The sequence below is a fragment of the Candidatus Eremiobacteraceae bacterium genome, assembly GCA_035314825.1.
GTDB lineage: Bacteria > Vulcanimicrobiota > Vulcanimicrobiia > Eremiobacterales > Eremiobacteraceae > JAFAHD01.
On the sequence record DATFYX010000044.1, the window covers coordinates 62,441 to 78,204 of the forward strand.

Annotated in this window: 14 protein-coding genes; 6 read left to right on the plus strand and 8 right to left on the minus strand. The window is 65.0% G+C overall.

The features are described from left to right. Positions 1-9 precede the first annotated feature (9 nt). Complete coding sequence (locus tag VKF82_06040) at positions 10-1,065, plus strand: hypothetical protein (GenBank protein ID HME81619.1); 1,056 nt, start codon at positions 10-12, stop codon at positions 1,063-1,065. Here the strand turns inward: VKF82_06040 and VKF82_06045 are convergent. The 3 genes from VKF82_06045 to msrB are packed head-to-tail and all read right to left on the minus strand — an operon-like array spanning position 1,037 to position 2,242. Continuing rightward, on the minus strand, positions 1,037-1,462 hold the full coding sequence (locus VKF82_06045; GenBank protein ID HME81620.1) for a hypothetical protein: 426 nt from the start codon (positions 1,460-1,462) through the stop codon (positions 1,037-1,039). The genes VKF82_06040 and VKF82_06045 overlap by 29 nt on opposite strands. Before the next feature lie 16 nt (positions 1,463-1,478). Beyond that, a complete protein-coding gene (locus tag VKF82_06050) occupies positions 1,479-1,766 on the minus strand; it encodes a hypothetical protein (protein ID HME81621.1) in 288 nt (95 codons plus the stop codon). After that, positions 1,763-2,242 (minus strand): peptide-methionine (R)-S-oxide reductase MsrB, encoded by a 480-nt coding sequence (msrB, locus tag VKF82_06055; protein HME81622.1) that lies wholly within the window; start codon positions 2,240-2,242, stop codon positions 1,763-1,765. Before msrB ends, VKF82_06050 begins: the two co-directional genes overlap by 4 nt. Positions 2,243-2,358: 116 nt before the next feature. Here msrB and VKF82_06060 point away from each other — a divergent pair, with 116 nt between their 5' ends. From VKF82_06060 to VKF82_06070, 3 genes are read left to right on the plus strand one after another with little or no spacing between them, the layout of a single operon-like run. Continuing rightward, complete coding sequence (locus VKF82_06060) at positions 2,359-3,213, plus strand: fatty acid desaturase (GenBank protein HME81623.1); 855 nt, start codon at positions 2,359-2,361, stop codon at positions 3,211-3,213. 23 nt (positions 3,214-3,236) lie between these two features. Continuing rightward, on the plus strand, positions 3,237-4,583 hold the full coding sequence (locus VKF82_06065; protein ID HME81624.1) for a cyclopropane-fatty-acyl-phospholipid synthase family protein: 1,347 nt from the start codon (positions 3,237-3,239) through the stop codon (positions 4,581-4,583). Then, positions 4,580-5,047: an SRPBCC domain-containing protein gene (locus VKF82_06070; protein HME81625.1), complete on the plus strand. Its 468-nt coding sequence runs from the start codon at positions 4,580-4,582 to the stop codon at positions 5,045-5,047. Before VKF82_06065 ends, VKF82_06070 begins: the two co-directional genes overlap by 4 nt. Here VKF82_06070 and VKF82_06075 read toward each other — a convergent pair. The 3 genes from VKF82_06075 to VKF82_06085 are packed head-to-tail and all read right to left on the minus strand — an operon-like array spanning position 5,044 to position 8,925. Further along, entirely contained in the window at positions 5,044-7,851 is a 2,808-nt protein-coding gene (locus tag VKF82_06075) for an AAA family ATPase (protein ID HME81626.1), read from the minus strand. The two genes, VKF82_06070 and VKF82_06075, sit on opposite strands and share 4 nt — an antisense overlap. A 31-nt stretch (positions 7,852-7,882) precedes the next feature. After that, positions 7,883-8,629: an SAM-dependent methyltransferase gene (locus VKF82_06080; GenBank protein HME81627.1), complete on the minus strand. Its 747-nt coding sequence runs from the start codon at positions 8,627-8,629 to the stop codon at positions 7,883-7,885. A gap of 17 nt (positions 8,630-8,646) precedes the next feature. Continuing rightward, positions 8,647-8,925: a hypothetical protein gene (locus VKF82_06085; protein HME81628.1), complete on the minus strand. Its 279-nt coding sequence runs from the start codon at positions 8,923-8,925 to the stop codon at positions 8,647-8,649. A 138-nt stretch (positions 8,926-9,063) separates the two neighbouring features. On the opposite strand from VKF82_06085, the gene VKF82_06090 reads away from it, so the two are divergent. Continuing rightward, on the plus strand, positions 9,064-11,094 hold the full coding sequence (locus tag VKF82_06090; protein HME81629.1) for a S9 family peptidase: 2,031 nt from the start codon (positions 9,064-9,066) through the stop codon (positions 11,092-11,094). Positions 11,095-11,112: 18 nt separating this feature from the next. Here VKF82_06090 and VKF82_06095 read toward each other — a convergent pair whose 3' ends face one another. Next, positions 11,113-14,334, minus strand: a complete 3,222-nt coding sequence (locus VKF82_06095) for a TonB-dependent receptor (protein ID HME81630.1) — start codon at positions 14,332-14,334, stop codon at positions 11,113-11,115. A gap of 208 nt (positions 14,335-14,542) precedes the next feature. Between VKF82_06095 and VKF82_06100 the strand changes: the two genes are divergently transcribed. Further along, positions 14,543-15,196, plus strand: coding sequence for a TMEM175 family protein (locus VKF82_06100; GenBank protein ID HME81631.1), 654 nt, complete (start codon positions 14,543-14,545; stop codon positions 15,194-15,196). Here the strand turns inward: VKF82_06100 and VKF82_06105 are convergent. After that, positions 15,193-15,705 (minus strand): DoxX family protein, encoded by a 513-nt coding sequence (locus tag VKF82_06105; protein HME81632.1) that lies wholly within the window; start codon positions 15,703-15,705, stop codon positions 15,193-15,195. The genes VKF82_06100 and VKF82_06105 overlap by 4 nt on opposite strands. Between the last annotated feature and the right edge of the window lie 59 nt (positions 15,706-15,764).

Genomic DNA, 15,764 nt, shown 5'->3' on the forward strand with positions numbered 1-15,764 from the left:
GGCGCCGCAATGATGTTTCCGTCTCAATCGTCCGCGCTGCCGGTGTTCGCGCACCGCTATGGTCTGACGTGCGAGGCATGCCATACGACCGTGCCTCACCTCAACGCCTTTGGCGCCGCGTTCTTGCGCGACGGCTTCCGGCCGCCGCCGGGCCTCCCGCTTGCGCCCGACGTCTTCCCGATCGCGCTCAAGGTCAATCTGCAGTACTCGAGCGAGCCGGACCCCAACGGCTTGCCTAAGGCGATCGTCGACGAGGTCGAGCTGCTAGCATCGGGCCCGGTCACGCCGCATGTCTCATATCGGCTCGAGCAATACATGGTCGATGGCGGCGAGCCCGGCCTCACCCGCGACGCGTGGCTGGAGTTCCTGAGCCGCCCGGCGTTCGGCGACACCGGATCGGCGTTGCGCGTCACCGCCGGCCAATTCACACTGCCGCTACCCGTCGATCCCGAGACGCAGCGCGAGACGATCAACCATTATCAGATCTTCGATCAGAAGGTCGGCGACGATCCCTTCGATTTCTTCAACGACGGGATGGGGATCGACATCGCCTACGGGCGCGAGACGGATGGCACGGTGGTCCATCTGATGGCGCTCAAGGGGCACGACCCGCAGTCGGGATTGCCGACGTCGGGCGTCGACTCAGACGCGTACGCGCAGACGGGCGGCAAGACCGCCGTGTTCTCAGCGTATTACCACAGCGGCACGAGGCGCTTCGGCTCGGTCCTCGACCTCTTCAATAGACAAGGGCTGGGCGCCGATCTCTTCATCGGCAAGGCGGAGGCCGATATCGTGGTGCAACAAGGCTTCGATAGCGCGGCGAATGCTGCGGGCGCTGCGGCGCGCAGTTCGGGCGGATTCGCACAAGTGCGCTGGGCCTTTTCGCCCGCCCTGACCGCGCTGTCGCGCTACGACAGCACCTACGATCCGTTCGCAGGCCTACAGCAATCGCTGACGACGACACTGGTCATGAGGGTGCGGCGCAACGCCAAGGTCACTGTCGAAGACGTGTCAGCCGGCCATGGACATCAGACCTTCAACGCGGCGTTCCTGTTCGCGTACTGACGACCTCGATCGGCGAGTCGTTCCGCGCGACACGCAGGCCGACCCACGTGACCGCGGCTCCGAACAGGATGACGAGCGCTTCAAGTACTTTCGAGACGTGACCGTGCCGGTACTCGGGTCCGGCGAACAGCAGATCGTGGCCATGGATCACGATGGCGCCGACGCTCCATATCGCTCCCATGAGGGCCAGCAGCCACGTGCCGGCGCGTCGTCCGTTTGCGGTCAGCGTGATGCCGGTGGTCTGCAGCGCGTACGCCAGCAGGAGCGCCAGAACGCTGGCCGGCAGCGGAATGCCGATGCGCTGGAGATCGCCATAGTGAAAATCCTCCAGCGCGTGCGGTAAGCTGACGATCATCAGCGCCACGGTGAGCGCGATCAGCCAAGCGCGGCTGATCACCGCGTGAGCCGTAGCCTCAGTCGGCGTAGCGGTCGATGAAGAAGGCGGCGTAGTAGGCTTCCCAGTGAGCGCCGGGCGCGTAGCTCTGCAGCTCCTTGTCCACGGTCACGAGCAGATAGATGAGATCGCTCTTGAGGATCGCGGCGCCGAGCATCGTGTCGAAGCCCTTCTCGAGCAGATGGCCGGCATACCAGATCGACCAGTCCGGGTCGACGCCGTCGGTCGCCTTGTACGCGACGTGGTGATCTTCGGATGTCTGGCTGAAAAGCGCCGCAAGCTTTTGCGCGAGACCGTCGCTGCTCATGACTTCGGCACGAACTTCAGCGCGACGCCGTTGATGCAGTAGCGCAGGCCGGTCGGCTTCGGACCGTCATCGAAGACGTGCCCGAGATGGCTGCCGCAGCGGCGGCAATGCACTTCGGTGCGCACCTCGAACAGCGATGTGTCGCGCGTGGTGCCGATCGCATCGGGGATCGGCGCCCAAAAGCTCGGCCAACCGGTGCCGCTGTCGTATTTCGTGGTCGAGGAGAACACGGCGAGATCGCAGCCAGCGCACTCGTAGATACCGGCGCGCGTCTCCGTATCGAGCGTGCTCGTGAACGCGATCTCCGTGCCGCTCTCTCGTAGTACGTAATACTGTTCCGGCGTCAAGCGCTGCTTCCACTGTTCGGGACTGTAGGAGACTTCGTACTGCTGGCCGGACTCCGCGGTGCGCGGACGTACGAGTGCCGCGAGCGCGCCGGCGAAGAGCGCACCGGCGAAAAAAACGCGTCTGGTCATCGAAAGCCTCTCCTTAATGATGCGATTCCTCTGAGTGGATACGTGTCCCTCGCCACATCGGATGAATCAGCCCGAACGGGGGTCCCCGTTACGCGTTTAGCGAATGGCTGTTGCAAATGGAATTCAAGCGCTATAGCTGGCCCGTCGCGATCGGGCTAGCGATCATCCACTTGATCGCCCTCGCGGCGTTTCTCCCGATGTTCTTCTCTTGGAGCGGCGTGGCGGTCGCCGTCGTGCTCTGGTGGATGACGGGTGCGGTCGGCATCGCCCTGTGCTATCATCGCACGTTGACGCATCGCAGCCTCGTGATGCCGCGCTGGCTCGAGTACTTCGCGGCGCTGTGGGGCACGCTCTCGCTGCAAGGCGGTCCGATCGAATGGGTCGCGACCCATCGCCTGCACCACGCGCATGCAGACGACGAGGGCGATCCGCACGACGCGCATCGCGGCCTCATCTGGACGCACGTCGACTGGCTGTACAAGCCGAACGACGCGCGGCCCAGCGTCGAAGAGCAGCAGCGCTACGCGATGGACCTGTGGTCGCAGCCGTACTACCGCTTTCTGCAGACCTACCAGCTGTGGCTCCAAGTCGCGCTCGGCCTGATCCTGTTCGCGATCGGCGGCGTCTCGTGGGTCATCTGGGGCGTTTTCTTCCGCCTCGTCTTCGTCTACCACATCACGTGGTTCGTGAACAGTGCGGCGCACCGTTTCGGCTACCGCAGCTTCAAGACGGACGACCTTTCGACGAATTGCTGGTGGGTGGCCATCATCACGTGGGGTGAAGGATGGCACAACAACCATCACGCATTCCCGTTCTCTGCGCGGCACGGTCTACGCTGGTTCGAGTTTGACCCGACCTGGATCCAGATCCGGGTCCTCAAGGCCTTGCGACTGGTGCGTGACGTCAAACTGCCGACGCCGACGATGCTCGAGCGCTTGGCGGCGCCGCGGAGCTCGCAAGCGCAAAGCTGACCCTGCGGAGGGACACGAGAGTCGTGGCCACGACGCATCCTCCACCTGCCCCCGCCGCTTCGCGCGAGAGCGAAGCCACCCGCATCGCGCGCGAGCTCACGGCGCGGCTGTTCGCCGGCCTCGATGCCGGCATCGCTATGTCGCTCGCCGATGGCGCCGCATTGTTGACGCCCGACGGCCCCATTCGTGCCGAGATCGTCGTCCGCCACCCCGGTGTGCTGCGCTCGCTGCTGACGCGCTCATCCGATCTGTCGGCCGGCGAGGCTATGGCGCGCGGCGACCTTGTCGTGCGCGGCGATATCGAGCACGCCTTTGCGGCGATGGATACGGTTGCGGCAGTTCGATCGCCGTCGGACTGGCTCGCGATCGCGGGGCTGGCAGCGCGCCTGCCAAGCTTGCCCGCAGCACAGCGTCCGCCGCGAGCTCGCGGTCCGGCTCGACTACGCGGGCGCGTGCACTCGATCGAACGCGATCGAGCCGCGATCGCCTACCACTATGACGTCTCCAATGAGTTCTACGCGTTGTGGCTCGACGCCGACATGACCTATTCGTGTGCGTATTTCCAAGACGCGATCGAGTCGCTCGACGACGCCCAGCAGCACAAGTACGAGCATATCTGCCGCAAGCTGCAGCTTCGGCCAGGCGATCGTCTGCTCGACGTCGGCTGCGGCTGGGGCGGGCTGATCCGCTATGCGGCGCGCGAGCACGGCGCGACCGCGGTCGGCATCACGCTCAGCACGAAGCAGGCCGAATACGCGCAGCGCCGCATCGCCGCCGAGGGTCTTGCCGATCGCGTCAGCGTTGAGCTGCGCGACTACCGTGAGCTTGAGCCGCTCGGTCTCTTCGACAAGGCAGCCAGCATCGGCATGGTCGAGCACGTGGGCGATGGCATGCTGTCGACATATTTCGAAGCGGTCGAAGGTGCGCTCAAACCTGGCGGTTTGTTCCTCAATCACGGAATCGTCACGCAACGCGCCCACGAGCGAGGCTTGGCGGCCCGTTTCTTCCCGCACGGCTCGCGCTTCATCGAAAACTACGTCTTTCCCGACGGCGACCTGCCGCGGCTCGCGGCGATGGATGAGGCTGCGCTCGATTCCGGGTTTGAAGTGCGCGACGTCGAGAATCTGCGCGAGCATTACGCGCTGACCTTGCGCCAGTGGGTGCGTGGTCTCGAAGCGCACGAGGCCGAGGCCCGCGCGCTCGTCGGCGACGAGACCTATAACGTGTGGCGTTTCTATATGGCCGGCTCGGCGCATGGCTTCGCCGCCGGCAGGATGGGCATCGTCCAGATGCTGCTCGCCAAGCGCACGCCCGGCGGGGGCGTCGCGCTGCCGCTGACGCGCGCGCACCTGTACCGGTCCCAACGGTGATCTTCGATCGGACCTTCCACGTCGCTGCGCCCGCAGGCGCGGTCTGGGATATCATCAAGGACGTTCCGCGCGTGCTGCCCCACATTCCGGGCGCGCGTCTCCTCGAGAGCATGAGCAATGGGGCTCACAGCGCCCGCATCACCATGCATGCGGGACCGATGCAGGGCACGTACGATGTCGCGATCGCGGTGCAGTCGGTGGACGATCAGGCGCGCAGCGCGGTCGTGCGTATCACGGCCGACGATACCACCGGTCGGGGCGGCGTGAACGCCGTCGTGACGGCCGGAGTGCAACCGGCGCCAGGCGGCTCGCGAATCGATATACACGCGGACATCGAGGGCAGCGGCGCAGCGGCGGCGGCAGCGCTCGACCAGCATCTGACGCAAGGCGCGACCCCCGGCGCCGCCGACGAGTTCGTCGCGAACCTGGAGCGCACGCTTCGGGGCGGCAGGCCCTTCGGCTAGCCCTTGAGCTTGGCGATGAGCTCCGCGCGAGTGGCTGCGCTCATCTTCGTCAACACCGACGACACGTGACTCTCCACGGTGCGCTCGCTCAGGACGAGCTGCTCGGCGATCGCCTTGTTCGTCTTGCCCTGCACGAGCAGATCGCAGATCTCGCGCTCGCGCGGCGTCAGCTCGCCTTTTGTTCGCCCGCGCCGGTTCACCGGATTCAACTGCGCGTTTAGCCGTTGCACATCGCGCATCGCGCCGGCGCGCGCGTAGAGCTCGAGCGCCTGCTCCGGGTTTCCGGCGATCTCCAGCGCTCGCGCTTCGTGATAGGGCCACGCCATGGTGCGGAAAAGCTCGGCGGTCTCGAGCGCACGCGCGGACGCGGTCGCGGCGTCGCCGGCTCTGTTCGCCGCGTAGGCATCGAAGAACGCGAGGTTGGCGCGCGTGGCGCGCGGCATCTCAGGTGCTCGCGCTGCGCCCTGCAGCAGCGCGCGAGCGCGCGGCAAATCCTCGATCGCGCCGTACGCCGCCGCCGCGATGCACAGCTCATCCGCATCGCCGAACCCAGGCGGCGCACCGATGTTCTCGAGCGCGCCGATGGCGTCGCGCAACAGCGAGGCAGCCTGGTCGGTCCTGCCGTGCGCCGCATCGAGCTCGGCGAACGCGGCGGTTGAACCGATCATCCTGGAGTTGCCGGACGAAAGCGCAAAGCTCACCAGCTCGCGGCGCGCGCACCGCGTCACCAGGGCATCGTCGTCAAGCATGAGACCGACCCTGATGCCGGCGCTTGCGATGAACATCTGGAAGCCGGGCGTCTCGACGTTCGCCGCAAGCGCCTCTTTAAGCAGAGCGCGTGCACCGGCCAGGTCGCCGCTGACCCGCTTGGCGTGCGCCGAAGCGACTCGGATCCAGATCGCCGTCAGGCCGCCGACGCCCTTGTGGCGGATGATCTCGGACGCCGCGTCGAATCCCGCAGCCGCTTGCGCGCTTTCGCCCGCTTGCAGCATCGAAATCCCGAAGCTTCCCCAGCATCGGACTGCGCTGCGGAAATCGCCGGTTTCAGCCGCTAGTGCAGCGGCGGCGCGGGTGTCCTCGAGCGCTCGATCCACCTCGCCTGCGCCGGCGTCGCTGACCGCGCGCAGCACCAAGAAGTTGATCCGCGTCTCCGGCGCGCGTGCGCCGGTCGCGGCGTCGGCAAGCGCCATGTGCTGCGCAAGGCGCTGCGGATCCCAACGGAATTCGGTGAAGAGGCGCATCATCTGCACGTGCGCGTCGAAGTACGCCGGGCTTGCCGGATCATCTCCGACCAGCTCGAGCGCGTGCTGTGTAAGCGCGAAGGACTCGTCGGTGTGCCCGTACGTGCCATGCATCCGGGCAAGCTCGAGACACGTCCGCGCGGCGCTGACCCGGTCACCGCTAGCCTCGTAGAAAGAGAGCGCTTCACCGGCGGCTCGTTTGGCCTGCTCCTCGGCGCCGCACTGGTGCAGCGCGTACGCGAGTTTGAGGTTCAGCGCGGCGCGATGCGCGTCGTCGCCGCTCGTCGACTCGATCGCTCGCTCCAATGCGGTGGCCGCGTCGCGGTACGCGAAGACCTTAAGCGCCGCATCCGCCGCCAACTCATTGTACCGCGCGGCGCGCGCCCGCTCGTGCGCTTGCCACCAATGATAGGCGAGCTCCGCCGTATTCTCGTCGTGCGGGTGCCCCTCCAGCGTCGTGGCGATCTTCGTGTGGATCTGCCGGGCCTCGCTCGCGAGCAGTTCTTCATAGATCGCCTGGCGCGTGAGCTCGTGCCTGAAGGCGAAGAAGACGACGCCGTTGCTCTCTTCGGCGATCAGCGACAGTTCGACCGCGTGCTTGAGCGCCGCGGTCACGTCCTCTAAAGGAAGGCCGACGATCTCTGCGAGCAGTGCCGCTTGGAAGCGCCGGCCGATCACCGCCGCGTGTGAGATGATCTTCTTCTCCACGACGGTCAGGGCCGCGAAATGCTCGAGCACCGCCTCGCTCAGGGTCGCAGGCAAGCTCGGCGCTTCGAGCCGGCCGCTTTCCAGCACCGACTTGAGCAGCTCTTCTGCGAACAGCGCATTGCCCTCTGCGCGCGAGCAGATGGCGCCGATCGTCGCGGCTGGAAGCTGAGCCCGGCCCTCAAGCACGTGGAACACGAGTTCGTGCATCTCGGACGCGCTCAGCGCAGGCAGCTCAATGCGCCGCACCGCGGACTGGCGCGCAAGCTTGGCGAGCATCGGGCGCAAGGCTTGCGCGCGCTTGAGCTCGTCGTTGCGATAGGTGGCAACGACGAGCAGGCGCGCATCGCCGATATTCGCTGCGAGGTGCTGCAGCAGTTCAAACGACGCGCTGTCAGCCCAGTGGATGTCTTCGATCACCACTACCGTGGGTCGCGCTGCGCCGAAATCGCGCAACGCTTCGACGATCGCGTTGAATTGGCGCAGTTTGTCGGTCGCCGGTTCAGCCGGTACAGCCGTGGCGGCGAGCTCCGGCAGCAAATGCGAAAGGGTCGCTCGGACAGACGGTGATGCTTTGAGGACCGCCGGGTCGGCGTCGTTAAGGGTTGCGAGCGCAGCGAGCCATGGCGCGAACGGCGATTGGACGTATTCGAGGCATTGGCCGACCGCGTACCGCGTTTCGGCGGATGCGAGCGCCGCGCAGAACTCGAAGACGAGGCGGCTCTTACCCGTCCCTGCCTCGCCGCCCAGCAAGACCACGCTGCCGGCGCCGGACTTCGCCGATTCCTGAAGCCGTCGCAGCAGCGCCAACTGCGGATCTCTGCCGACGAGTCTGTGCGTTTGTGCGGAGTCCGCCATCGTTTCGCCCCCGATGAGGGCGTTTCGCGCCCTAGCCTCGCTCTTCCCCGACCGGCGACGGCTCTTTAGGCGGGATGTACAGCGTCGATCCGGTGGTCACGTCAACATCTGCGAGCGCGCCGACGGTCGTGCGTTGGATGAGCGGGCCGAACACCGAGTACTGCGATGCCTGGTAGACGATGGCCTGATGGTTTTCGCCGTAATACTCGACGAGATAGCCTGCGAGCTTGGCGACGCCTTCGCGTCCGTACGTGATCTTGAAGCTAGGATCGCCGGTCACGGCCGGTTGCAACAACACCAGCGGGCTATCCACGCTAAACGCTCGCCTTCTGAACACCAGATCGGATGCGTCGAAGATCTGCAACCCGCACGCGGCGGGATCGAGGTCAAGATCGGCGAGCAAACAATCCACCGAGGAGACCGCCGGCTGCATCGTCGCGGTGTGGCCATCGGCGCGAGCCTGGGCGATCGCGCGATGCATCGGATAGGCGAAGACGCCGGGGTGGCCGTAGGCGACCACGCATACTTTTGCGCCTGTGCGGACGCTCGCCATGATGCGCGAGACCATCTCTTCATACGTGTCGATGCGCGGCTTTTCGACGTCGTAGAGCGTGTGCAACGACTCGGCGCTGGCGTTTAGCTCAAGCACGCTGCCAGCGGCGACCGGATCGCCGACCAAGAAAAATACCTTATCGGCGCGTTCGATATGCCAGCGCGCTGCCGGCGTCAGGTCGCGTCCGGCGTCGATGCCCGCCCCGACAATGGTCAGGTCCGGCAATGGCGGTGTGGACCAGGCTATGAGTGCGGGTCTCCGCCACCGCCGGTACCACCGGGCCACACGTTGGGCCGCGGCGGTCCGTATGAGAAGGCTTGCATCGGCGTCACCCCAAGAGCCTTGTATTCCTCGGCGACCAGAGCCTCGATATCTTTGATCGAGCCCCACAAGAACGCTCTGATCTGCTTTTCCTTGAGACCGTGATGTTCGAATACTTTGAGGACTTGCTCATAGACGTCTTTCGAGAAGTCCTTATGCTTGGTCTTCTCGAGAAACTTGACGAACGGGCCTTCTGGCACGACGAACTCCTTTGCAGAACAAGAACCGACTCATTTGTAGGTTCTCTCGAGAGAGCGGACAAGCGGCGTTCACCGACGTTCGTAAATGCCCTGCAATCGGAATGAGCGCTCTTTCCACGCAGCGAAACGGCGGCCGTGATGAAGACACTCTTACTCGCCGTCTTGTCCGCGTTCGCGTTCGCCGGCGCGCCTCAAGCCGCGTCGGCTTCGAACGCTTCGAAGGCTTTGGATCTCGAGACCCTGCGCACGTACGTGGAAATACCCAGCCTCGCCATTTCTCCGGACGGCAGGCGCGTGGCGGCCGTCGTGCAGCGCCAGGACTTTACCACCAATCGCTACGTCGAGCGCATCGAGGTCATCGATTGCACGACGCACACGCGCACGCCGGTGACACCGGCATCATACGGCGTGACAGATCCGGCATGGTCCCCCAACGGTGCCGCGATCGCGTACATCGCCGACGCGAATGACGCGCCGCAGATCTTCATCGTCTCCGTACGCGGCGGATCCGTCCGCCAGCTGACCCATCTGCCACGTGGCGTCGACTCGTTCGCGTGGCGCCCTGACGGTTCGGCCATCGCGTACGCGACGCCGGATGCTGCGCCAGACGCAAAGTCCATCGCGGCCGGACTCGATGCATTCGAGGTCGGCGATCAAGACTACCTGAGCACCGCCAAGCCGACGCCCTCGCATCTGTGGCTGCAAGCGATCGCCGGCGGCGCGCCGCGCCGTCTCACCAGCGGCAGCTGGAGCCTACCCAAGGGCGAGCTCATCTACCCGCTGCCCGAGGTCGCTCCGATGCCGTTCTTCGCGTGGTCGCCCGACGGCGCTTCGATCGTGTTCGCGCGCATGGACAATGCGTACAATTCCGATGCGGTCGGCACCGTGACCGACGTGCTGGACGTCGCCATCGGCTCGATCCGCAAGCTCACGGACCACAAGCGCCTCGAGGCCGGCGCCATCTACTCGCCGGACGGCACTCGCATCGCGTACGCCTACGCGCGCGCCGATAATGCGCTAGCGCAGACGATGATGATGATCGCGCCCGCGAGCGGCGGTGATGGTATCGCGGCGACGCAGACGCTCGACATCGACGCGATGGGCGCGCGCTGGCTGAGCGGGCATCGGCTGGTCGTCAACGCGTTTCAAGGGACCCGTTCGCGGCTGTTCATCGTCGGCGAGCACGGCGACTCGTCGCGCATCGATACGCAGGCGGTCGATCCGGTGCCCGGCACGCTCGATGCCACTGCGGCAGGGCAGATCGCCTTCGCCGGTTCGGAACCGCAGCGCGCGACCGAGGTCTATTACATGGCTTCGACATTCGCCCCGCCGGTGCGGCTCACCGACTACAACGCGGCCATCGATGCGCGCGCGCAGAGCAAAGTCCAGAACATCGCGTGGACCGGACCCGACGGGTTTTCCGAAAGCGGCGTGCTTTTCTACCCGCCCTCGTACGTCGCCGGCAAGAAATACCCGCTGGTCTTGCAGATCCACGGCGGACCCACCGAATCGTCGATCGCGAGTTGGCGCGACACCGATTGGCCGGGCCTGCCGCAGTACATCGCCGCGCACGGCTACCTCGTCTTCTCGCCCAACTATCGCGGCAGCGACGGCCAGGGCAACGCGTACCAGATCGCGATCTTCAACGATGCCGGCGACGGCCCGGGGCGCGACGTCATGGCCGGCATCGAGGCCGTCAAGAAGCTGGGCATCGTGGACGAGACGCGCATCGCGGTGTCCGGCTGGTCGTACGGCGGTTACATGACCGAGTGGCTCATCACGCACTACGCGGTGTGGAAGGCCGCGATGGCCGGCGCCGCGCCCGCGGACGCGTTCGTCGACTATGCGACATCGGACTACAACGTGCTGGGCCGCTTCTATTTCGGCGGTTCGCCGTGGGATTCGGCCGCACTGCTCCAAGCGTATCGCGACCAGTCGCCGCTCAGCTACGTCGCCAAAGTCACGGCGCCGACGCTGTTGCTGCACGATTCCGGCGACGTACGCGTACCGGTGATCCACTCATATGAGTTCTATCACGGGCTCAAGGACAGCCACCTGCCGGTGACGTTCGTCGTTTATCCGGTGAGCGGGCACTATCCGAACGACCCGGTGCGCTCCGAGGACATCTACCGGCGCTGGGCGGCCTGGATGGACCGCTATCTGAAGTGACGCCGCCGTACGGACCCGTCAGTACTTCATGCTCAAGAAGAACGTCCACTGGCGCGGTGGGCCTAACGCTTCGCTTTCGTACGGATACGGAGTGTAGTTGTTCTGGAACGGCTCGCAGCCGAACTGGTTGACCACGCCGGCCGGGCACTGATTCGTGTTGAAGCCCGAGCCGACTCCGTAGCCACCCAGGCCATTGGGAACGTAATATGGATTGTTCGCGACCACCGCGGGCGTGTAATTGCCCAGCAGGTTGAGCACGCGCACGCCGACTTGGAAGTTGTTGGGGCCGCGGCCGATGTCTTGCGAGATGCTGGCGTTGACGGTGAGGATCTGCGGACCGCGCAATGACCCCGGGTCCGGTCCCTCGGGCGTGCCGCGCGACGACACGATGTTCGGTGCGGTGATCGTGCCCGGATTGGTCGGATCGGTGAAGTAGTACGCTTCCGACGGCGTCGAGGCGGCCAGATCGGTGTTGAGCACCTGATACGGGACCGTGCTGGTCGGATCGCCCGTGCAGGTCGGCACCTGGCTGCACGGGAGGAAGACGAAGGTCTTGGTCCCCACGCCATACGGATAGCCGTATTCGTACGGGATATCGACCGAGGCGTGCAGGCCCTGGCGCGAGTCGTATGCGACCACGAGATTGGCGACCAGCGGCGACACATACGTCACGTGGAAGAAATGACCGGCGGCCAGCGCCGCGTTGTTGACGGTCGGGAAGAAGTCGCTATCGTAATTGGCGAGCGTGTTGTCGTACGTCGCGTTGAAGAACCCGGAAAACCCGAACGTCGCCTGTTTTTGCACTTCGAACTCGACGCCGGTATTCGAGTTGATACCCGCGTTCACCGAGCGCGCCGGTCCGAACACCGGCGTACCGCTGGGGAGGTTGAACAGGAAATTCGAACTGGTGACCACGTAGTCGGTGCCGCGGCGGTAGTAGGGAGTGATCTTCGTGTCCAGCCCATGGCCGAAGTCGTGCTCGTACGAGAAATCGTAATTGATCGCACGCTGCGGAACGACAGGCGTGAATGACTGGAAGTTGTTGGTGTTCAGGTCGGCCAGGATCTGCTGCTGCAGGTTTGAGAAGCCGTTACAGCTCGCGTTGGAGTTCGCCGGGTCGACGCCGTTGACGCACGTCGGGCTGTAACCCGGCAGCGGCTGGAAGCAGCCGCTCGCAATCGTGCAGTTCGCCAGCGACGGATCGATGCGATACGAGTTCTGGACGGCCGAGATCGGCTCGAACTCGATGTTCTTGCCATACGATGCGCGCACGACGTCGTGCGGGCCGAGCTGGTACGAGACGGCGATGCGCGGGCTGATCTGCGACGGGCGCGTGACGTCGGTGCCGATCGGCGAGCCCGGCAAGGTGACGATGTTGCATGGCGGATTCGGAGGAGCGCCGCAGCCCGCTGGCGTCGTGTCGTCGGTGTAGTAGCTGATGTTCTGCGCCGCGGCGTCGCTGGGCAGGCCGATGACCTCCATGTCGTAGCGTACGCCGAACGTCACGGTAAGCAAGTCGTTCGGCTGCCAGCGGTCCTTGACGTAGAAATCGTAGCGATGGATCGGCGCGTCCGTGTACGACGTACTGTCCGCGAAGGTGTTCAGCGGCGCGAGCGGTCCGCTGGTCGGCAGAGTCGTGCCAAGCGTCGCGTTGAGCTGCGCGTTAAGCGGGCCGATGTAGCAGCCACCGACGCCCGGGCCAGGATTCGTGGTCAGCAGCAATTGCTGGCAGCCGATGCCTTCGAGCGGCTCGACGATGGGCTCGAAACTGGGGAACGCGGCCTTGAAGAGCGAGGAGTAGTACGTATACGTGCCGCCCGCACCGAGCTCGTGGTGGTTGCTGAGCTGATTGTCGTAGTCTGCTTGGATCCCGAGCCCGACGGTGTTCAGATCCTGATACGTGTCCGAAAACGATCCGACATTGTACGGATAGGAAGACACGAGATTCTCGCTCGTGCGGAACAGCGTCAGATCGCCGAAGCTCGACGCGCTGAACTGGCGCTTGTAGTTGAGCTTGTCGATGGTCGAGTTGAACGTCTGCGTGTCGACCGCGTTGATGTTCTGATTCACGGCAGCCTGGCCGGGATACAGCGTGATGAAATTGGACAGCGGCACACAGGGCGTCGGGTTGCATGGGAAGTTGAGCAGATTCGTGCCGGCCTCGTCGTTGCCGTTGATCGTCGGGTAGGGCGCCTGCGCCGGATTGATCAGCGTCGCGAAGTCGAAGGTCTGGCCGCTCAGGTTGGAAAGGAACTGCACTTCGTTGCGGTTGTCGCCGCCCCAGCGATAGAAGAAATTGCCCACCACGTCGTTGAGCGTGGTGAAGTTCTGGTATCCCAGGGTCAGCGGCAGCAGCGTCGCGTTGTTGCCATAGTCGGTCGCCATGCGCTGGCCGCCGAACGAGAAGTAATAGCTAAAGCGGTTGTCCGGCGTCGCGCTGCCGTAGTCCATCGAGATCTCGTGATCGTACTCGTGCCAGCCTAGGCGGAAGGTCGCTTGGCCGGCGCCCGGATACGCGCCCCGTTTTATGACCTCGTTGATCACGCCCGAATTGGTGTTGCCCGAGGCCACGTCGTAGCCGCCGGTCGCCAGCTGCACGCTGCGCGCGCCGTTGAGCGTGACCGCGTTGAGGAACTGGCCGGTGACCGGGTCGGTGTTGTCGACGCCGTCGAGCTGATAGCCGACGTCGTTCTCCGCGCCCGCGCGGATGACTGGATAGCCCGCGTAGTCGGTGGTCACACCGGGCAGCGAATTGAACGCTTGGAAGCCGTTGAGGTCTTGCGGTGTGCCGTTGATGTCTTGCAGCGTGCGCTGGTTCACGACATAGCTGCTCGCGGTCGTCGCAGGTTGCACCAGTGACTGAGCGCTGCGCACCGTCACCGTGCCGAGGGATTTCGGTCCGGTCTGCATCACCGCGTCCACGCGACGGGTCTGATCCTGCGTCACCGTCACGCCGGGCACGAAGGTCGTCTGAAAGCCGGCCTTGATGAACGTGACGACGTAGGTGTCGAGCGACAATCCGTTGAGGGCGTAGAATCCGTTGCCCGCGGTGATCGTCTTTGAGGTGCCTGACGGAGCGGCCGCGCTGACCTGCACCGCCGCAATCGGATGGCCGCCGCCGTCGGTGACGGTGCCGTTGATCGCGCCGGTCGTGCCGGCCCTGGCGGGCGAAACCTGCGCGCACAGGAGCGCGAATCCGACAGCGAGTGAAATGGCTGAAATACGCAAAATCGAACGCATGATGAGCGACTCCCCCATGGCGACGTAGCGCGCAATTTCGCCTCAGGCGTCATGCGGCTCCTGGCCAGCCGCTGTGCCGTAGAATCTCTCTCATCTATTGATGGATTGGCGAATTCGTTCGGAGCGGCCGACGATAGGACACGGGCTCCCGAACGTAACGCGCAGCGCATCGAGGCGAAACGAGCGCTGGCGGCTAAACGCCGCTGCGATGGACGACGCCCGCGCCGCAGTCAAGCCGCCGCGGCACGAACATACGGTGCGGCGGCTCGAGACGTTCAGCGATATCGTCATCGCCTTCACGCTCTCGCAGCTCGCCTTTACGCTGAAGGTCCCGCGCGCCAGCGGCGATCTGTTAGCGCACCCGATCCATATCGTGACGTTCGTGGCGAGTTTCGCGTTCGTCTGCGCGCTGTGGTGGCTGCATCACCGGTTGTTCGCGCGCTACTTCTATCCGGATACGCCGAGCGTGTTGCTCAACTTCACGTTTCTCGCGGCGACGGTCTTCGTCGCCTACTCGCTGTTGTTAGTATCGACGTTCGGCGACGACGTGTCGCTCGGCGCGTATTTCGCGAGCATCGGGCTCGCCTACTCGCTGCTCGCGGTGTTGATCGCAAAGGGGCTGCGCGATCCGCGGATTCAGCTCGATGATGCGGACCGCAATGATGGCGCGCAGCTGGCCAGGCGCATCGGCATCGGCGGCGGGGGCTGTCTCGCCTCAGCGCTCGTCGCGCTGTTCGGCGGCAGCCCGCGCGAGGTCATGGCCGTTCTGGCCGCCACGCTCGCGGCGACGGTATTCGTAGCCGTGCGACAACGGCTCGCACGGCGGCGTGCGCAACGAGAAGCGAAGGAGCCGGTCCCCTAGGAGGTGGCAGCGGCTTTTGGTACCCGACGGACGACCAAAGAGAGCAGTGCGCCGACAACCGCCGCGACGATGATGATCCAACCCGCGTTGGGTTGGCTCAACAGCGCCAGCGGCGCTACGGCGTCAAGCGAGTACGCGCCCGAGCCGGCGCCCGCGATGGCGAATGCCGCCGCGATGTTGGCGAGATTGTACTCGTAGCCGCCGTTGGTCATCCAAAAGCCCTTGGGGATATGGACGGTCGCGATCGCCACGATCATCACCGCGATGATCAGCGCGGGCCCGACGGGGTTGAGCCAGCCGAGCAGGGTCAGCAGCCCGCCGACGAACTCACCCGCGCCCGCGACGAACGCGAAGAGCACGCCGGGCTTCATGCCGAGGCCCTCAAAGAATCCACCGGTCCCCTTGAGGCCGTAGCCGCCGAACCAGCCGAACAGTTTTTGCGCGCCGTGGGCGATGAAAATCCAACCGAGCAGCACGCGTGCGATAAGGAGGGCTAAGCTTGTAAACATGCGCACATTATAGACAGTCAGAGCCAAAAGGAGAAGTACTGACTTTTCTGACACACGCT

What these genes read in the sequence shown, in the direction of transcription:
- VKF82_06040 (HME81619.1), top strand. Translation starts at nt 10, where the DNA reads ATGATGTTTCCGTCTCAATCGTCCGCGCTGCCGGTGTTCGCGCACCGC.
- VKF82_06050 (HME81621.1), bottom strand. Translation starts at nt 1,766, where the DNA reads ATGAGCAGCGACGGTCTCGCGCAAAAGCTTGCGGCGCTTTTCAGCCAG.
- msrB (HME81622.1), bottom strand. Translation starts at nt 2,242, where the DNA reads ATGACCAGACGCGTTTTTTTCGCCGGTGCGCTCTTCGCCGGCGCGCTC.
- VKF82_06060 (HME81623.1), top strand. Translation starts at nt 2,359, where the DNA reads ATGGAATTCAAGCGCTATAGCTGGCCCGTCGCGATCGGGCTAGCGATC.
- VKF82_06075 (HME81626.1), bottom strand. Translation starts at nt 7,851, where the DNA reads ATGGCGGACTCCGCACAAACGCACAGACTCGTCGGCAGAGATCCGCAG.
- VKF82_06090 (HME81629.1), top strand. Translation starts at nt 9,064, where the DNA reads ATGAAGACACTCTTACTCGCCGTCTTGTCCGCGTTCGCGTTCGCCGGC.
- VKF82_06095 (HME81630.1), bottom strand. Translation starts at nt 14,334, where the DNA reads ATGCGTTCGATTTTGCGTATTTCAGCCATTTCACTCGCTGTCGGATTC.
- VKF82_06100 (HME81631.1), top strand. Translation starts at nt 14,543, where the DNA reads ATGGACGACGCCCGCGCCGCAGTCAAGCCGCCGCGGCACGAACATACG.
- VKF82_06105 (HME81632.1), bottom strand. Translation starts at nt 15,705, where the DNA reads ATGTTTACAAGCTTAGCCCTCCTTATCGCACGCGTGCTGCTCGGTTGG.